This window comes from Bordetella genomosp. 10 (genome assembly GCF_002261225.1).
Lineage (GTDB): Bacteria > Pseudomonadota > Gammaproteobacteria > Burkholderiales > Burkholderiaceae_B > Bordetella_C.
Genome location: NZ_NEVM01000005.1, coordinates 2200886 through 2216067 on the forward strand (window position 1 = coordinate 2200886; position 15182 = coordinate 2216067).

The following is a 15182-nucleotide window of genomic DNA, read 5'->3' on the forward strand; positions in this document are numbered from 1 at the left end:
CGGGCGATTGCGGCCGGGCATCCTCGATACTGCTATTGCTTACTTGACCGTGTAGGCGAGAAATTCCTTCACCGCATCGCTGCGCAGGTTGACGCCCCAGCCCGGTTTGTCGCTGATATCCAGGCGGCCGTTCTTGATGCGCGCTTCCGGGGGATCGTCGAGGATCTCGATATATCCCGGCATGGTTTGCCAATACGGATAGATTTCCTGGATCGCGAAATTCGGAATGCAGGCATCCAGGTGTAGCGCGATCGCCGTAGACAGCGGGCTACCGCAAACGTGGGGTTGCACGCGGACGTCATAGGCCTCCGCCATCGCCGCGATCTTCTTGGCCTCCAGAATTCCGCCCGTGAGCGCGATGTCGGGCTGGATGACATCGACGGCATGCGACTCCAGCATGGGACGGAAACCATACCGCGTATACACGCGCTCACCCGCGGCGACAGGAATGCGCACCTGCTCCGATATTTTCTTTAGGGCGCCCACGTCAAACGGATCGCATGGTTCTTCAATGAAGAAGATGTCCAGCTCTTCCACCTGGCGACAAAATCGGACCGTTTCGTCGCAAGTCAGTCCGCCGCTCAAATCCAGCATGATGTCGACGTCGGGCCCGACGGCCTTGCGAGCGGCCTTCAACTTCTCCAGCGAGAGCTTGAGAATATCCTTGCCCAGGCTGCGCATCGAGGGATGACGCGAAGTCGCGCGAGGATCCGGGTCCCGATAGGCGAAGGGATAGCATTTCAAGGCATCGTAGCCTTCCGCCACCGCTTTCTCGGCGGCATCGGCGAATGGCTTGACCTCCCGGTGCGGCTGCCCCCACCCGTTCGAGTAGAGCCGCACGTCATCGCGGATTCTGCCGCCCAGCATTTCATACACGGGCACGTTCAGCGCCTTGCCCTTGATGTCCCAGAGCGCCGTTTCAATGGCGCTGATCGCGCCGAAGACGATCGGTCCGCCACCCTTCGCCCAGAATGTATGGTCGTACATCTCCGACCAGAGCGCTTCGATCCGGAACGGGTCCTTTCCAATGAGAATACGCTCGGCGATGTCCTTGATCATGCCCGCCGCGGCCGTTTGTCCCAGCCCATAGGCGATCCCGGCTTCCCCGATCCCCGTCATGCCGTCGTCCGTTTCCACCTCGACGATCACCGGATGCAGCCGGGCGGTATGAACCGTATACACCCGTACCTCGCGAACTTTCATTAGCTGTATTCCCAAGAATTAGTGGCAATCGTCCTGTAAATGGGCGATGGACGATTGTAGATGGTCGACCATATATTGCACGAGTATAGGAACAGGGAAACGATGCCGTCAAGAAGTAAAAACCCCGGTTTTCCCCCCCGGCACGGCAGGATCCGCGCCCTCCTTGCCCTGTCGCGACTCGACGCCGCGAAGATGGGCGACGAGCTTCTCGCCCGCCGCCACATTATGTTCGGCGGACAATCGCGCGGCGGTTTCGGCATCGCCCGCCAGGATTGCCTCAACGATGGGGCCATGGTGCGCGGGGACCGCCGCGTAGACATTTTTGGGGATAAAGTCGCTCCACGTGATGTAGAGCGAAATCTGCTGCTCCACCACTTTGTACCATTGCGCCAGCCGGGAATGGCCGCTGAGTTCGATGATGACCTGATGCAGGTGGAAATCCGCTCTCGAAACCGCTCGATTGTCCTCGGCCAGACAGGCATCCAGCAAACGCTTGTAGGCCGATTCGAGATGCCGCCGGCCAGCGCCGGTCAAGTTCGCACACGCCAGCCTGGCGCCCAACGACTCCATGCTGGCCCGCAGCGTATACAACTCCCATGCATCGTGAGACGTTATCCGCATCGTTTCCCAGCCGGTATAGGGCACCAATTGCACCAGGCCTTCCTGCACCATGCGCTGCAGGGCGCCGCGCACCGTCGCGCGCGACAGTCCGAACCGATCGGACAGGAATGCTTCGGTCAGCTTCGAACCTGGGGCAATCTGACCGCTAAGGATGTACTCCCGAATTGCATCGGCCGCCATTTGTTCCGCCGACTGCTTCTCAATCTTCCCTAAAGTCATGCTCGCAGCCCTCAATAATGTTGCGTAGTTTACTCGCTGCGTATTGACCGTCCACGCATGGCAGCTTGCGCCCGAAGCCCTGCGGCGCGCATGCGGAAAGGTGTGCAAAAACGTCTGACGAGCGCTCCCCGGCGCAAACGAAAGACCGTGGAATTCGAACGGCATCGGGCCGGCATGCTGCAAGAGATTGCCATCAAAGAACGGCCGCCTCACGCTCACGATGCAGGCAACGGAGCATATACGGGATCACTACGGCCTTTGGCCGACGCGCCGGCGCGTCGGCCCGCGCAGAATCCTCCCTGGGACCGAATCGTGACGAGGCCCCGGCCCGCCTTGCGGGCAGTCAAGAGGAGATATATCGGTGGGCCTGCTGAGAACCTTGTTCGCCCTTTCCGTCGTGCTCGACCACTCGCCCCTCAACCAGGGCCACGTGCTGGTCGGCGGACGCCTGGCGGTGCAGCTCTTCTACGTGATCTCCGGCTTCCTGATCTCCTACATCCTCAACGCCAACGATACGTATCGCAGCGCGGGACGCTTCTATACGAACCGCATCCTGCGCATCTACCCGATGTACATCGTGGTGGCGCTCATCGCCCTGGTGACGAACCTGGCCATCCATCCCGCGTTCATGGAGGTCTACGACCGCAGCCCCCCGCTGGCGGACCTCTGTCTGATGCTGGCCAACGTCTTCATCGTCGGCCAGGACTGGATCATGTTCGCGGGCATCAAGAATGGGCTGCTGGCCTGGACCGGCGCCTATACGAACAGCGACGTCCCGCTCTACGACGGCCTGCTGGTGCCGCAGGCCTGGACGCTGGGCGTGGAGCTGACCTTCTACCTGATCGCGCCCTTCGTCCTGCGCTCGCTGCGAACCGTGCTGCTGCTGTTCCTCGCGTCGCTGGCCTTGCGCGTCGCGCTGCTGGGGATGGGCATCGCCCAGAGCGACCCCTGGTCGTACCGGTTTTTCCCGCTGGAGCTCGCGTTGTTCCTCGCCGGCGCCCTGTCCCATCGCCTGCTGCTGCCCCTGTTCACGCGGCTGAGCCGGCGCCTGCGCTTCCTGCCGGAACTGGCGACCGGGCTGTTCGTGCTGTACACGCTATTCCACTTTTCGGTGCCGCTGAATCACAACGCGCGCGACGCCCTGGTGTTGATGATCTTCGCCACCTTCCTGCCGCTGGCGTTCATCTTCCAGTCGCGCTATCGGCTGGACAAAAAAATCGGGCAGCTAAGCTACCCGATCTATATCTGTCATGCCGTCGTGATGCTGCTGGTGGGGCAGATGACCGCCCTGCTCGGCATCACGGACGCGCTGGCGATTTCCGGCCTGAACGTCCTGCTTTCGATCGCGGCGGCGTGGCTGTTGTACCAGGCCATCGACCACCGCATCGAGCGCCTGCGCCAGCGCGTCAAGACGGAATCGTCCGCGCCGTCAGACGCTGCCGCCGACGCGCTGCGCGCCTGAGCCGGGCCTGGCCAGGCTCAGGACCGCCTGCACGACCACGGCCACCACGATGTTCACGGCCAGCGCGAACAGGCCCGTGTACATGGCGTAGCTGTCGCCGCCGACCACGAAGGTATGCACGGGCTTCACGCCGTCGGCGATCGCCAGCCAGGAACCGATGCCCAGGCCCGCGATCCAGCCGATCAGCAGCGACGTGCCGCGGAACCAGTTGAAGAACAGGCCGAAGACCACCGCGGGGAAGGTCTGCAGGATCCACAAGCCGCCCAGCAACTGGAGATCCAGCGCGTACTGGGTTGGAATGAAGAGGATGAACACCAGGGCGCCGACCTTCACCACCAGCGACACGATCTTGGCGACCTTGGCCTCGCCCGCCGGCGACACCTGCGGGTTGACGTAGGCCTTCCAGAAGTTGCGCGTGAACAGGTTGGCCGCGCCGATCGACATCACCGCCGCGGGCACCAGCGCGCCGATGGCGATGGCCGAGAACGCGAAGCCCGTGAACCAGCTCGGGAACAGCGCGTTGAACAGCGCCGGCACCGTGTCGTTGGGCGTTTGCGGATGGACGCCGGCGGCCCAGGCCATGTAGCCCAGCAAGGCGATCAGGCCCAGCAGCAGCGTGTAGGCCGGCAGGTAGATCGCATTCTTGCGGATGGTGGTCGCGCTGTTGGCGGCGAAGATCCCGGTCAGGGTGTGCGGATACATGAAGGCCGCCAGCGCCGAACCCAGCGCCAGGGTGGCGTAGGGCAGGAACTGCGAGGGCTTCAGCAACAGGCCCGTGGCGCCGCCCTTGGCCGTGTAGGCCTCGTTCGCCTTGGCGAACACCGCGCCATAGCCGCCCAGCTTCAGCGGCACCAGCACTACCGCCACCAGGACCACGATGTAGATCATCAGGTCCTTGACGAAGGCGATCAGCGCCGGCGCGCGCAGGCCCGCCGAATAGGTGTACAGGGCCAGGATGACGAAGGCCGCCGTCAGGGGCAGTTCGCCGGTCAGGCCCAGGGCCTTGATCACCACTTCCATGCCGACCAGTTGCAGGGCGATATAGGGCATGGTGGCCAGCACGCCGGTGGCGGCGATGGCCAGCTCCAGCGGCCGCGACTGGAACCGCGCGTAGACCACGTCGGCCGCGGTCACGTGGCCGGCCTTGTGGGCGACGCGCCACAGGCGCGGCATGATGCAGAAGACGATGGGATAGACCAGGATGGTGTACGGCAGCGCGAAGAAGCCATAGGCGCCCACGGCGTAGACCAGGGCCGGCACGGCGATCACGGTGTAGGCGGTGTAGAAATCGCCGCCCACGAGGAACCAGGTGATCCAGGTGCCGAAGCGGCGGCCGCCCAGGCCCCATTCGTCCAGGTGGGCTTCGCCCGAGCCGCGCTGCCAGCGCGAGGCGAGAAAGCCCATGATGGTGACCAGCGCGAAAAAGAAAATGAATACGCTGAGCGCGGTCCAATTGATGTGCGGAGCGATACCCATCACTCGTCCCCCTCGTCGCGCGTCGAGCGGAAGACGATCCAGGTCAGCGCGGCGGTCACCGGCACCCAGAGCAGTTGATACCAATAGAAGAAGGGGAAACCGAACAGTTCAGGGGTCGCCTGGTTATAGAACGGTACCCACAGCAGGCCGAAGAACGGCAGCAGTAGAAGGATCCTCATGGGGCCTTGACTCTTATAGAAGGGATTGTGTCTCGAATTGTCAGGCCGCCCCTGCGGCGGTTTGTCGGCCGGCGCATGTGCGACGGGCGGAGAATACTCGCCCCATGCCCCCCTCGCAAATAGGAAATGTAGGGACCTTAGGGGTTTTCCATTAGCTAATGCGCTGTTAAACTATCACTCAGAAAAGCCTGATAGACAGGTAACTTACGCCGTGCTGAAGTGAACGAGGCCATCCGGCCAGGCACGACATCACGCACCTCATCCCGCTCGCGATGCAGTCCGTCCGGGCGAGTCCATGCCGCAGGACGGTTCGCCGTCGCGCGGTATCCGTGGGAACCGGATATCCGGCCCCGTCCGCCAGGACGCAGCCGCCTCCCTCTGCTCCCTTCCATGCCTCGGCGACCGCACGCCGCCTGGGCCATTACGTTACCGGCGGCACCGGCACTGCCGCGCTTGGTTCACGCGTCGCTCGCGCTTGGCTGGCTGCCTGCGCCCGCCCCGCATTCATCTTGCCCGCCTCGCGGCGGGCTCGCCCGGCCGCCGCCGTGTCGCCACGCGCCGGCATTCGGGCCCATCAGGAGAAATACGCATGGCTAAAGAAGAACTCATCGAACTGGACGGCATCGTCGACGAAGTGCTGCCCGACAGCCGCTATCGCGTCAAACTCGACAATGGCATCGAAGTTGGCGCCTATGCCTCCGGCCGCATCCGCAAGAACCGCATCCGCATCCTGGCCGGCGACCGCGTCACGCTGGAAATGTCGCCCTACGACCTGACCAAGGGACGCATCAACTTCCGTCACAAGGACGAACGCCCGCAGGCGCCGCGTCCCCAGCGCCAGCAGTACGGCGCCCGCCGCTGAAAGCCGGGGCTCCGGCACCTCGGGGATGCGCAAAACGCATCGGGCGGGCCCCAACCCGCCATCAATTCCGCCGTTTGAAAGACGTAAAAACGAGGTTTAATTTACGTGTTTTCAATGGCGGTTTTTTTGCCTGGGGCCGCCCCTAGGCAGAAAGTTATCTACTAGCGATGTCGACGGACGATCAACTGCGCAGGGCGATGGATCGGCTCACCCGAGCCGAAAAAATGCAGGCACGGGCCGAGAAGGTCTGGAAGAGCCTGGACACCTCGCGCGCGGCCTTCATCAACAGCCTGCGCAACACGGGCTTGTCCTACGCGCAGGCGCAGAACAAATTCGACGACTTCGTGGAAGAACAGCGCCGCCTGCGGATCCGCCTGGCGCTGGAAGTCGAGGCGGCGCAGCGCGACTATCTGGAATTGGCGCAGCGCGCCGCCGGCGCCGAAGCGCGGGCCGCCTGAGCATCCCGCCCGCGGCCCGGCGCCGGGCGAGCGATCACATGCAGAGATTCGCGGCCTGCACCAGCTCCTGGGAGCTCCACGACGAACGGGCCGACATGCGGATCTGCACGCTGCCATTGGCCCAGCGCTGCACGCGCAACGCGCTCGAGATGCCGGTGGCGCTGCCCGTCGTCACGTCCACGCCCCCATCGATATTCGTGAGCTTCACGTCCTCGCCCTGGCGGCGCCAGGCGTCGGCCACGCATGCGGCATAGGTTTCCGGCGAATGCTGGGTATGGCCGTAGAAAACCGGATCCTTTTTCAGCAGGTCGCTGGACGTCGTGCAGCCGGCCAGGAGAGTCAGGGCGGCGATGGCCAAATAACGCTGTTTCATGTTTCTGCTCGAACGATAAGACGAAGCAGGACTATAGCGCCATCGCCCTGGGCGCAGGTCCAGACACGGGTCCAGACGCGGATTCAGCCGCGCGGCGGCCGCAGCGCCGATTTCGGCCGGAACGCCTTGACCACCTCGGGCCGGGTCTCCACGTATGGGCCGCCGATCAGGTCGATGCAATAAGGCACCGCGGCGAAAATCCCCGGCACCAGCGAGGCGCCGCCGGCGTCGCGCAAACCCTCCAGGGTCTCGCGGATGGCCTTGGGCTGCCCGGGCAGATTGACGATCAGCGCGGCGTGATCCGGCGTCTCGCGTATCACCGCCACCTGGCGCGACAGGATCGCGGTCGGGACGAATTTCAGGCTGATCTGCCGCATCTGTTCGCCGAAGCCTGGCATCTCGCGGGTGGCCACGGCCAGCGTGGCCTCGGGCGTGACGTCGCGGCGCGCGGGCCCGGTGCCGCCGGTGGTCAGGACCAGGTCGCAACCCACCGTGTCGACCAGTTCGACCAGCGCGGCGGATATGCCGGCGGCCTCGTCGGGAATCAGGCGTTCCGCGCCCTGCCAGGGCGTGGACAGCGCGCTGTCCAGCCATTCGCGCAAGGCTGGCAGGCCCTGGTCCTGATAGGCGCCGGACGAAGCGCGGTCGGAAATGGAAACCAGGCCGACGATCAGTTCGTCGGGATGGCGGCGAAGCAGGCGGGAGGCAGGCGTGGCGGCGGTAGTCATGGCGCCACTATACCGCCCGCGGCGCGGGCCCGATCACTTTCCCAGGCCCGCGCGCGGGTTGAACGGAATGTCGCGCGCCATCCGGCGATACGCCTCGCGCGCGGCCTCGGTGTCGGCCGGCGGCCAGGCCACCTCCAACTGCAGGTACAGGTCGCCCGGATGCGCGCCCGGCAAGCCCTTGCCCTTCAGGCGCAGCTTGCTGCCGGGCCGCGAACCGGCGGGAATGGTGACCTCGACCGGCCCTCCCGGCGTGGGCGCCTGCACCTTGCCGCCCAGTGCCGCCTCCCAGGGCGCGACCGGCAGCGTCAACGACAGATCGCGTCCGTCGACGCGATACAGCCGATGCGGCTTGATCCGCACCTCCAGGTAGAGGTCGCCGGGTTGTCCGCCCGCCTGGCCCGGCATGCCCTGGCCGGCCAGGCGGATGCGCTGGCCTTCGCGCACGCCCACGGGGATGCGCACGCTGAGCTTGCGCTCCTGCAGGCGTGGACGGCCCTGCGCGTCCATCTTCATGGAGCGCAAGCCGATCTCGCGCGTCGCGCCGAGCAGGATGTCCTCCAGCTCGACCTCGATCATCGCGTGGTAGTCCTCGCCACGCGCGCGGCTTTCGCGCGCCGGGCCCCCGCGGCGCCGCTGGGCGGCGCCGAACAGCGAGGAGAAGAACTCGCTGAAGTCCGCCTCCTCGCGCGGATCGCCGCCGGAGAACTCGAAGCCCTGCTCCCAACCGGGCGGCGGACGATGGCCGCCGCCGGCCGCGACGCTGGCCGCCAGGTCGTCATAGGCGGCGCGCTTCTCGGGATCGCGCAGCACGTCGTAGGCTTCATTGATGTCGCGCATGCGCGCTTCGGCGTCGGCTTCCTTGCTGACGTCGGGGTGGTATTTGCGCGCCAGTTTGCGATAGGCGCGCCGCAGGTCGTCGTCGGAAACACCCCGCTCGACGCCAAGCGTGTCGTAGTAGTCCTTGAACTCCATGCTCGCTCACAAGAAAAAGTGCCCCACGCCGCCTGCCGTTCCTAGGCGCTTTACCCCGAAGCCGGGGCGGCGCATCGATGAGGTGGAATATAGGGACGATCGCGTGGTTTTCAATGTAGGTTCGCGCCTGCTTGAAATTGTCAAGACCCTCCCTACATACGTGTCATGCAGCGCTGGCTGCAGCCGAAAACCGACGCCAGGCCCTCTCGCCGCATCCCCGAGGATGCGTTTCGCGCCCGGCCCCGTGCGTCACCCCTATCCCCGCGACGGAGGACGTTCGAGATGTTTCAATCCCTGCTGGACCTGCCCACCGGCGTATTCGCCGAATTCGACCGCTTGCAGCGCGCCCTGGCGCCCGCCGCCGGCAGCATCCGCGCCGTGCCGCGCGCCTTTCCCGCCATCAATATCGCGCAGAACGCCGAGTCGGTGGACATCGACGTCTTCGTGCCGGGCATCGACCCCGCCCAGCTCGACGTCCAGGTCGACCGCGGCCTGCTGACCATCAGCGGCGAGCGGCGCGGCGCTACCCCGGAAGATGGCGCCAAAGTCAGTATCTACGCCTCCGAACGCTACACCGGCCGTTTCAAACGCGCGATCAGCCTTTCGGACGACGTGGACGCGGACAAGGTGTCGGCCCGCTATCGCGACGGCGTACTGCGCATCTCCGTGCCCCGCCGCCAGGCCGCGCAACCGCGCCGCGTCGCCATCCAGTAATCATCGATATCCCGAGGACCAGACCATGACCACCGTTATGCCCCAAGAAGCCGGCGCCAAGGAAGTTGCCGCCAAGGAAGTTACTGCCCGATCCGCCGGCAGGGCCGCCGCGCGCTCCCTGCTGCCCCGCGTCGACGTCACCGAGGACGACCAGGGCCTGACCCTGCTGGCCGACCTGCCGGGCGTGCCGCGCGACAAGCTGGACATCCAGATCGACGGCACCACGCTGAAGATCGAGGGCGAAGTCGCTGCCTTCGGCGGCACGCCCACCCACACCGAAGTCGCCGCGGACCGCTACCAGCGCGCTTTCACGCTGAGCCCCGAACTGGACGGCGCCGGCATCGTCGCCGAGCTGACCAACGGCCTGCTCAAGCTGCGCATTCCGAAACGGGAAAAGCCCCAGCCCCGCCGCATCGACGTCGCCCTGGATTGAAAAAAAACCCCACGCCGCGCAGCCTGCGCCGCTTGCTGCCCGCGAGGGGCGCTTTCATCTTGGGAGCGGCCCGGCGATGAAAAAAGGCCCCCACGCCGCGCGGCTGCGCCGCTTGCTGCCCCCCGAGGGGGCGCCTTTCATCTTGGGAGCGGCCCGGCGATGAAAAAAGGCCCCCACGCCGCGCGGCTGCGCCGCTTGCTGCCCCCCGAGGGGGCGCTTTCATCTTGGGAGCGGCCCGGCGATGAAAGCCATCGCGCAATAGGAAAACCGGACAGGCTTCGAATCGACGTTCGAGGCCTGTTTTGTCATGGGCGCGCGCGTCCCGCGCGGGCGCCTGTTAAGCTATGCCGAACGTAGCGGGGCCTGTTTTCCCCCCTTTTTTCCCGATCCGGAGCCGACCGTGGCAGTACCGCTCACTCTCTATATCGACAACCGCCTGCTCAGTCCCTACGCCATGTCCGCCTACGTCGCGCTGGCGGAGAAGAACCTGGACTTCGAACTGCGGCTGGTCGATCTGGACCAGGGCGAGCAGCGCATGGCGCCCTTCCTCTGTCGCTCGCCGACGGGCAAGGTGCCGGTGCTGGCGCATCACGATTTCTACCTGAGCGAATCCAGCGCCATCGCCGAATATCTGGAGGACGTCTTTCCCGCGCCCGAATACGCGGCGATCTGTCCGGCCGATCCGCGGGCGCGCGCCCGCATGCGCCAGGTCCAGGCCTGGCTGCGCAGCGACCTGGCCGCGCTGCGGCGCGAGCGTCCGACCGAAGTCGTCTTCGAAGGCCTGAAGCCGGCGCCGCTGTCCGACGCCGCCCAGCTCGACGCCACCCGCCTGGTCCGCGTCGCCACCTGCCTGGTGCCGGCGGGGCAGAAACACCTGTTCGACGACTGGTGCGTCGCCGATGCCGACCTGGCCTTGATGCTCAACCGCCTGGTCCTGTCGGGCGAGGACGTCCCCGCCCGCCTGCGCGACTACGCCGCCGAACAATGGGAGCGGCCCTCCCTGCGCCGCTGGCGCGACGGCAGATAGGCCGCCCGGGCCGCGACGAGCTTATCCCGCGCGTTGCTCCAGCACTTCCACCGCGGGCAGCGTCTTGCCTTCCAGGAACTCCAGGAACGCCCCGCCGCCGGTGGAGATATAGCCCACCTTGTCGGTGATGCCGAACTTCGCGATGGCGGCCAGCGTGTCGCCGCCGCCGGCGATGGAAAACGCCGGCGAGTCGGCGATGGCGCGGGCGATGGTCTCCGTGCCATGGGCGAACTGCTCGAATTCGAACACGCCCACCGGACCGTTCCAGACGATGGTGCCGGCCTGCTTGAGAATGTCGGCCAGGGCCTGGGCGCTTTGCGGCCCGATGTCCAGCACCATGTCATCCTCGGCCACGGCATCGGCCGGCTTCACGGTGGCCGCCGCGTCGGCGCCGAAGGACTTGGCGCACACCACGTCGGTGGGAATGGGCACGTCGGCGCCGCGCTTGCGCATGGCGTCGATCACCGCCACGGCTTCCTGCACTTGATCGGGCTCGGCCAGCGACTTGCCGATGGGCTTGCCGGCGGCCAGCAGGAAGGTGTTGGCGATGCCGCCGCCCACCACCAACTGGTCCACCTTGGACGCCAGCGATTGCAGGATGCTCAGCTTGGTCGACACCTTGGAGCCGCCCACGATGGCCACCAGCGGACGCTTGGGCGCGTGCAGGGCGCGGCCCAGCGCTTCCAGTTCGGCGGCCAGCAACGGGCCGGCGCAGGCCACGGGCGCGAAGCGGGCGATGCCGTGCGTGGTGGCTTCCGCGCGATGCGCGGTGCCGAACGCGTCGTTGACGTAGACGTCGCACAGCGCCGCCATCTTGCGCGACAAGGCTTCGTCGTTCTTCTTTTCGCCGGCGTTGACGCGGCAGTTCTCCAGCAGCACCACCTGGCCGGGCGCGACGTCCACGCCGTTCTCGACCCAGTTCTGCACCAGCGGCACGTCCTGCGCCAGCAGCTCGGCCAGGCGCTTGCCCACCGGCGCCAGCGTGTCTTCCGGCGTCAGCATGCCTTCCTCCGGTCGTCCCAGGTGCGAGGTGACCATCACGGCCGCGCCGGCCTGCAAGGCCAGCTTGATGCCCGGCACCGAGGCGCGGATGCGCGTGTCTTCGCTGATGTTGCCGTTGTCGTCGAACGGGACGTTCAGGTCGGCGCGGATAAAGACGCGCTTGCCTTTGAGCGCGCCGGACTGGGCCAGCGCGGACAGCGTATTCACCTTGGACATGGATGCTTCTCCTCCGGGGCCCTGTGCCCCACAAGACGAAGGGGACGGCGCGTCCCCTTCGTATGGTTCCTATCGGGCCCTTTCCCCCCGCGGAAACGGCCCTGGCCGGCGGCCGGTCCCCACCGGCGCCGGACGGCGCGCTTACTTCGCCGCCATCAAGGCCACGGTGGTGTCCAGCATGCGGTTGCTGAAGCCCCACTCGTTGTCGTACCAGGACGAAACCTTGACCAGCGTGCCCGAGACCTTGGTCAGCGTGGCGTCGAAGGTGCTGGAAGCCGGGTTGTGGTTGAAGTCCACCGACACCAGGGGCTCGGTGTTGTAGTTCAGGATGCCCTTGAGCGAGCCTTCCGACGCCTTCTTCAGGATGGCGTTGACTTCCTCGACCGAGGTTTCGCGCTTGGCGATGAAGGACAGGTCGACGATGGAGACGTTGATGGTCGGCACGCGGATGGCGTAGCCGTCCAGCTTGCCGTTCAGTTCCGGCAGCACCAGGCCCACCGCGGCGGCGGCGCCGGTCTTGGTGGGGATCATGCTCATGGTGGCCGAACGGGCGCGGCGCAGGTCTTCGTGGTAGACGTCGGTCAGCACCTGGTCGTTCGTGTAGGCGTGCACGGTGGTCATCAGGCCCGAGACCACGCCCAGCTCGTCGTTCAGCGGCTTGACCAGCGGGGCCAGGCAGTTGGTGGTGCACGAGGCGTTGGAGATGACGGTGTCGCTGGCCTTCAGGACGTTGTGGTTGACGCCGTAGACGATGGTAGCGTCGACGTCCTTGCCGCCCGGCGCAGAGATGACGACCTTCTTGGCGCCGCCCTTCAGGTGGGCGCCGGCCTTTTCCTTGGTGGTGAAGAAGCCCGTGCATTCCAGCACCACGTCGACCTTCAGGTCGCCCCAGGGCAGTTCGGCCGGGTTGCGGTTGGCCAGGACGCGGATGCGATCGCCGTTGACCACCATGTATTCGCCGTCGACCTCCACCTTGCCGGGGAACGGGCCGTGAGCCGTGTCGTAGCGGGTCAGGTGGGCGTTGGTCTTGGGATCGCCCAGATCGTTGATGGCGACGATTTCGATGTCGTGCTTCTTGCCGCTTTCGTAGTGCGCGCGCAGAACGTTGCGGCCGATACGGCCATAGCCATTGATGGCAACACGGATAGTCATGTCTGGATCTCCTTTTACAAAACCTGTTTGACGGCCTCGGCCACCTTCTCCGGGGTCAGTCCGAAATACGTGAACAGGGCGCCGGCCGGAGCCGATTCGCCATACCGATCGATGCCGACCACGGCGCCTTCCAGGCCGACGTACTTGTGCCACAGGCCGGTGGTGCCGGCCTCGACGGCGACGCGCGGCAGGCCCTTGGGCAGCACGCTGGCGCGCCATTCGGCGTCCTGCTTGTCGAAGACGTTGGTGTTGGGCATGGAGACCACGCGCACGGGCACGCCGTCCTTGGCCAGCGATTCCTGCGCGGCCAGCGCCAGGCCGACTTCCGAGCCGGTGGCGATGATGACGGCGCGCGCCTCGGGCGCGTCGCGCAGCACGTAGCCGCCGCGCGCGATGGCGGCGGTGGTGGCCGCGTCGCGCGGCACGAAGGCCAGGTTCTGGCGCGACAGCAGCAGCGCGCTGGGACCGCCATCATGCACGTCCATGCCGATGCTGGTCGGGCGCGAGACCGATTCGATCCAGGCCACCGCGGTTTCGGTGGTGTCGCAAGGACGCCAGACCGACAGGTTGGGAATCAGGCGCAGGCTGTTGGCGTGCTCGATCGACTGGTGGGTGGGACCGTCCTCGCCCAGGCCGATGGAGTCGTGCGTGAACACGTGCACCACGCGCTGCTTCATCAGCGCGGCCATGCGGATGGCGTTGCGCGAGTAATCGGAGAAGGTCAGGAAGGTGCCGCCGAAAGGCAGGTAGCCGCCATGCAGCGCGATGCCGTTCATGATCGCGCCCATGCCGAATTCGCGCACGCCGTAGTTGATGTGGCGGCCGAACTGGATGCCCTTCTCGCCGGCGCGCACCGGCGCCACGCCCTTCCAGTCGGTGTAGTTGGAGCCGGTCAGGTCGGCCGAGCCGCCCAGCAGTTCGGGCAGGGCCTGGGCCAGCGCGGCGATGGCGTATTGCGAGGCCTTGCGGGTGGCGACCGTCTCGGCCTTTTCCTCGGTCGCGTCGAGATAGGCCCGGGCCTTTTCGGCGAAATCGGCCGGCAGGTCGCCCTTCATGCGGCGCAGGAATTCCTTGGCTTCGGCGGGGAACTGCGCGGCATAGGCGTCGAAGCGCTGCTGCCATGCCGACTGCGCCTCGGCGCCGCGCGGACGCGCATCCCAGCCGGCGTAGATGTCGGCGGGGATTTCGAAAGGCGGGTAGTTCCAGTTCAGCGCGGCGCGGGTGGCGGCGATTTCGTCCTTGCCCAGCGGCGCGCCGTGGACGTTGTGGGTGCCTTCCATATGGGGGGCGCCCTTGCCGATGACGGTGCGGCAGATGATCAGCGTCGGGCCGCCGTGGCTGGCGGCGTGGCCGTGGGCCTGGCGGATGGCGGCGTCGACCGCGTCGGCGTCGTGGCCGTCGATGGCGCCGATGACGTTCCAGCCATAGCCCTCGAAGCGCTTGGCGGTGTCGTCGCCGAACCAGGCGTCGACGTGGCCGTCGATGGAGATGCCGTTGCTGTCATAGAAGACGATCAGCTTGGACAGCTTGAGCGTGCCGGCCAGCGAGCAGGCTTCGTGCGAGATGCCTTCCATCAGGCAGCCGTCGCCGACGAAGGCATAGGTGTAATGGTCGACGATGGCGTGGCCGGGGCGGTTGAATTCCGCCGCCAGCAGCGCCTCGGCCAGCGCCATGCCGACGGCGTTGGTCACGCCCTGGCCCAGCGGGCCGGTGGTGGTCTCCACGCCCGGGGTGATGCCCACTTCCGGGTGGCCCGGCGTGCGCGAATGCAACTGGCGGAAATTCTTCAGCTCTTCGATCGGCAGGTCGTAGCCGCTCAGGTGCAGCAAGGAGTACAGCAGCATCGAGCCGTGGCCGTTGGACAGCACGAAGCGGTCGCGGTCGGCCCACGCGGGATCGGCCGGATTGTGACGGAGGTGGCGGGTCCACAGGGCCTGGGCGATTTCCGCCATCCCCATCGGAGCCCCCGGGTGTCCGGAGTTGGCCTGTTGCACGGCGTCCATCGCCAAAGCGCGGATCGCATCCGCCAAGGAAGGTTGACGGGCTGTCGGATTGCTCATTCGTGAGGGCTCTCTCGCCGGCTGC

Annotated in this window: 16 protein-coding genes; 6 read left to right on the forward strand and 10 right to left on the reverse strand. The window is 66.3% G+C overall.

Going from position 1 to position 15182, the window contains the following annotated elements; genetic code table 11:
- Positions 1-39: 39 nt before the first annotated feature.
- Both CAL29_RS25945 and CAL29_RS25950 read right to left on the reverse strand, forming a co-directional pair.
- On the reverse strand, positions 40-1203 hold the full coding sequence (locus CAL29_RS25945; RefSeq protein ID WP_094855794.1) for a mandelate racemase/muconate lactonizing enzyme family protein: 1164 nt from the start codon (positions 1201-1203) through the stop codon (positions 40-42).
- A 108-nt stretch (positions 1204-1311) separates the two neighbouring features.
- A complete protein-coding gene (locus tag CAL29_RS25950; protein WP_094855795.1) occupies positions 1312-2208 on the reverse strand; it encodes a GntR family transcriptional regulator in 897 nt (298 codons plus the stop codon).
- Between the two features lie 196 nt (positions 2209-2404).
- Here CAL29_RS25950 and CAL29_RS25955 point away from each other — a divergent pair, with 196 nt between their 5' ends.
- Positions 2405-3505: an acyltransferase family protein gene (locus tag CAL29_RS25955; RefSeq protein WP_094855796.1), complete on the forward strand. Its 1101-nt coding sequence runs from the start codon at positions 2405-2407 to the stop codon at positions 3503-3505.
- Here the strand turns inward: CAL29_RS25955 and mctP are convergent.
- Together mctP and CAL29_RS25965 are read right to left on the reverse strand one after the other, a co-directional pair.
- Positions 3473-4981, reverse strand: a complete 1509-nt coding sequence (mctP, locus tag CAL29_RS25960) for a monocarboxylate uptake permease MctP (RefSeq protein WP_306430701.1) — start codon at positions 4979-4981, stop codon at positions 3473-3475. The two genes, CAL29_RS25955 and mctP, sit on opposite strands and share 33 nt — an antisense overlap.
- Positions 4981-5160 carry a DUF3311 domain-containing protein gene (locus CAL29_RS25965; protein ID WP_094855797.1) on the reverse strand — a complete coding sequence of 60 codons (180 nt, stop codon included), beginning with the start codon at positions 5158-5160 and terminating at the stop codon, positions 4981-4983. The genes mctP and CAL29_RS25965 overlap by 1 nt, the downstream gene beginning before the upstream one ends.
- A gap of 589 nt (positions 5161-5749) precedes the next feature.
- Between CAL29_RS25965 and infA the strand changes: the two genes are divergently transcribed.
- Entirely contained in the window at positions 5750-6022 is a 273-nt protein-coding gene (gene infA, locus CAL29_RS25970) for a translation initiation factor IF-1 (RefSeq protein WP_088598683.1), read from the forward strand.
- Between the two features lie 224 nt (positions 6023-6246).
- Positions 6247-6480, forward strand: coding sequence for a hypothetical protein (locus CAL29_RS25975; RefSeq protein ID WP_094855798.1), 234 nt, complete (start codon positions 6247-6249; stop codon positions 6478-6480).
- 34 nt (positions 6481-6514) lie between these two features.
- On the opposite strand, the gene CAL29_RS25980 is transcribed toward CAL29_RS25975, so the two are convergent.
- The 3 genes from CAL29_RS25980 to CAL29_RS25990 form a co-directional block, all read right to left on the reverse strand.
- The gene (locus CAL29_RS25980) at positions 6515-6853 is read right to left on the reverse strand and encodes a hypothetical protein (protein ID WP_094855799.1); all 339 of its coding nucleotides are present in this window, start codon (positions 6851-6853) and stop codon (positions 6515-6517) included.
- A gap of 83 nt (positions 6854-6936) precedes the next feature.
- Positions 6937-7581 (reverse strand): molybdopterin adenylyltransferase, encoded by a 645-nt coding sequence (gene mog / locus CAL29_RS25985; protein WP_094855800.1) that lies wholly within the window; start codon positions 7579-7581, stop codon positions 6937-6939.
- 33 nt (positions 7582-7614) lie between these two features.
- Positions 7615-8553 (reverse strand): DnaJ C-terminal domain-containing protein, encoded by a 939-nt coding sequence (locus CAL29_RS25990; RefSeq protein ID WP_094855801.1) that lies wholly within the window; start codon positions 8551-8553, stop codon positions 7615-7617.
- 282 nt (positions 8554-8835) lie between these two features.
- On the opposite strand from CAL29_RS25990, the gene CAL29_RS25995 reads away from it, so the two are divergent.
- From CAL29_RS25995 to yfcF, 3 genes are all read left to right on the forward strand, one after another.
- Positions 8836-9267 (forward strand): Hsp20/alpha crystallin family protein, encoded by a 432-nt coding sequence (locus CAL29_RS25995; RefSeq protein WP_094855802.1) that lies wholly within the window; start codon positions 8836-8838, stop codon positions 9265-9267.
- 25 nt (positions 9268-9292) lie between these two features.
- Positions 9293-9700, forward strand: a complete 408-nt coding sequence (locus CAL29_RS26000) for an Hsp20/alpha crystallin family protein (protein WP_094855803.1) — start codon at positions 9293-9295, stop codon at positions 9698-9700.
- 400 nt (positions 9701-10100) lie between these two features.
- Positions 10101-10727 carry a glutathione transferase gene (gene yfcF, locus CAL29_RS26005; RefSeq protein ID WP_094856920.1) on the forward strand — a complete coding sequence of 209 codons (627 nt, stop codon included), beginning with the start codon at positions 10101-10103 and terminating at the stop codon, positions 10725-10727.
- Positions 10728-10748: 21 nt separating this feature from the next.
- Here the strand turns inward: yfcF and CAL29_RS26010 are convergent, their stop codons facing one another.
- The 3 genes from CAL29_RS26010 to tkt all read right to left on the reverse strand — a co-directional run bounded on the left by CAL29_RS26010 (position 10749) and on the right by tkt (position 15157).
- Positions 10749-11945, reverse strand: a complete 1197-nt coding sequence (locus CAL29_RS26010) for a phosphoglycerate kinase (RefSeq protein ID WP_094855804.1) — start codon at positions 11943-11945, stop codon at positions 10749-10751.
- 141 nt (positions 11946-12086) lie between these two features.
- Positions 12087-13097 carry a type I glyceraldehyde-3-phosphate dehydrogenase gene (gene gap / locus CAL29_RS26015; protein WP_094855805.1) on the reverse strand — a complete coding sequence of 337 codons (1011 nt, stop codon included), beginning with the start codon at positions 13095-13097 and terminating at the stop codon, positions 12087-12089.
- 14 nt (positions 13098-13111) lie between these two features.
- Positions 13112-15157 (reverse strand): transketolase, encoded by a 2046-nt coding sequence (tkt, locus tag CAL29_RS26020; RefSeq protein ID WP_094855806.1) that lies wholly within the window; start codon positions 15155-15157, stop codon positions 13112-13114.
- Between the last annotated feature and the right edge of the window lie 25 nt (positions 15158-15182).

What these genes read in the sequence shown, in the direction of transcription:
- CAL29_RS25945 (WP_094855794.1), bottom strand. Translation starts at nt 1,203, where the DNA reads ATGAAAGTTCGCGAGGTACGGGTGTATACGGTTCATACCGCCCGGCTG.
- CAL29_RS25950 (WP_094855795.1), bottom strand. Translation starts at nt 2,208, where the DNA reads ATGCCGTTCGAATTCCACGGTCTTTCGTTTGCGCCGGGGAGCGCTCGT.
- mctP (WP_306430701.1), bottom strand. Translation starts at nt 4,981, where the DNA reads ATGGGTATCGCTCCGCACATCAATTGGACCGCGCTCAGCGTATTCATT.
- CAL29_RS25965 (WP_094855797.1), bottom strand. Translation starts at nt 5,160, where the DNA reads ATGAGGATCCTTCTACTGCTGCCGTTCTTCGGCCTGCTGTGGGTACCG.
- infA (WP_088598683.1), top strand. Translation starts at nt 5,750, where the DNA reads ATGGCTAAAGAAGAACTCATCGAACTGGACGGCATCGTCGACGAAGTG.
- CAL29_RS25975 (WP_094855798.1), top strand. Translation starts at nt 6,247, where the DNA reads ATGCAGGCACGGGCCGAGAAGGTCTGGAAGAGCCTGGACACCTCGCGC.
- CAL29_RS25980 (WP_094855799.1), bottom strand. Translation starts at nt 6,853, where the DNA reads ATGAAACAGCGTTATTTGGCCATCGCCGCCCTGACTCTCCTGGCCGGC.
- mog (WP_094855800.1), bottom strand. Translation starts at nt 7,581, where the DNA reads ATGACTACCGCCGCCACGCCTGCCTCCCGCCTGCTTCGCCGCCATCCC.
- CAL29_RS25990 (WP_094855801.1), bottom strand. Translation starts at nt 8,553, where the DNA reads ATGGAGTTCAAGGACTACTACGACACGCTTGGCGTCGAGCGGGGTGTT.
- CAL29_RS25995 (WP_094855802.1), top strand. Translation starts at nt 8,836, where the DNA reads ATGTTTCAATCCCTGCTGGACCTGCCCACCGGCGTATTCGCCGAATTC.
- CAL29_RS26000 (WP_094855803.1), top strand. Translation starts at nt 9,293, where the DNA reads ATGACCACCGTTATGCCCCAAGAAGCCGGCGCCAAGGAAGTTGCCGCC.
- CAL29_RS26010 (WP_094855804.1), bottom strand. Translation starts at nt 11,945, where the DNA reads ATGTCCAAGGTGAATACGCTGTCCGCGCTGGCCCAGTCCGGCGCGCTC.
- gap (WP_094855805.1), bottom strand. Translation starts at nt 13,097, where the DNA reads ATGACTATCCGTGTTGCCATCAATGGCTATGGCCGTATCGGCCGCAAC.
- tkt (WP_094855806.1), bottom strand. Translation starts at nt 15,157, where the DNA reads ATGAGCAATCCGACAGCCCGTCAACCTTCCTTGGCGGATGCGATCCGC.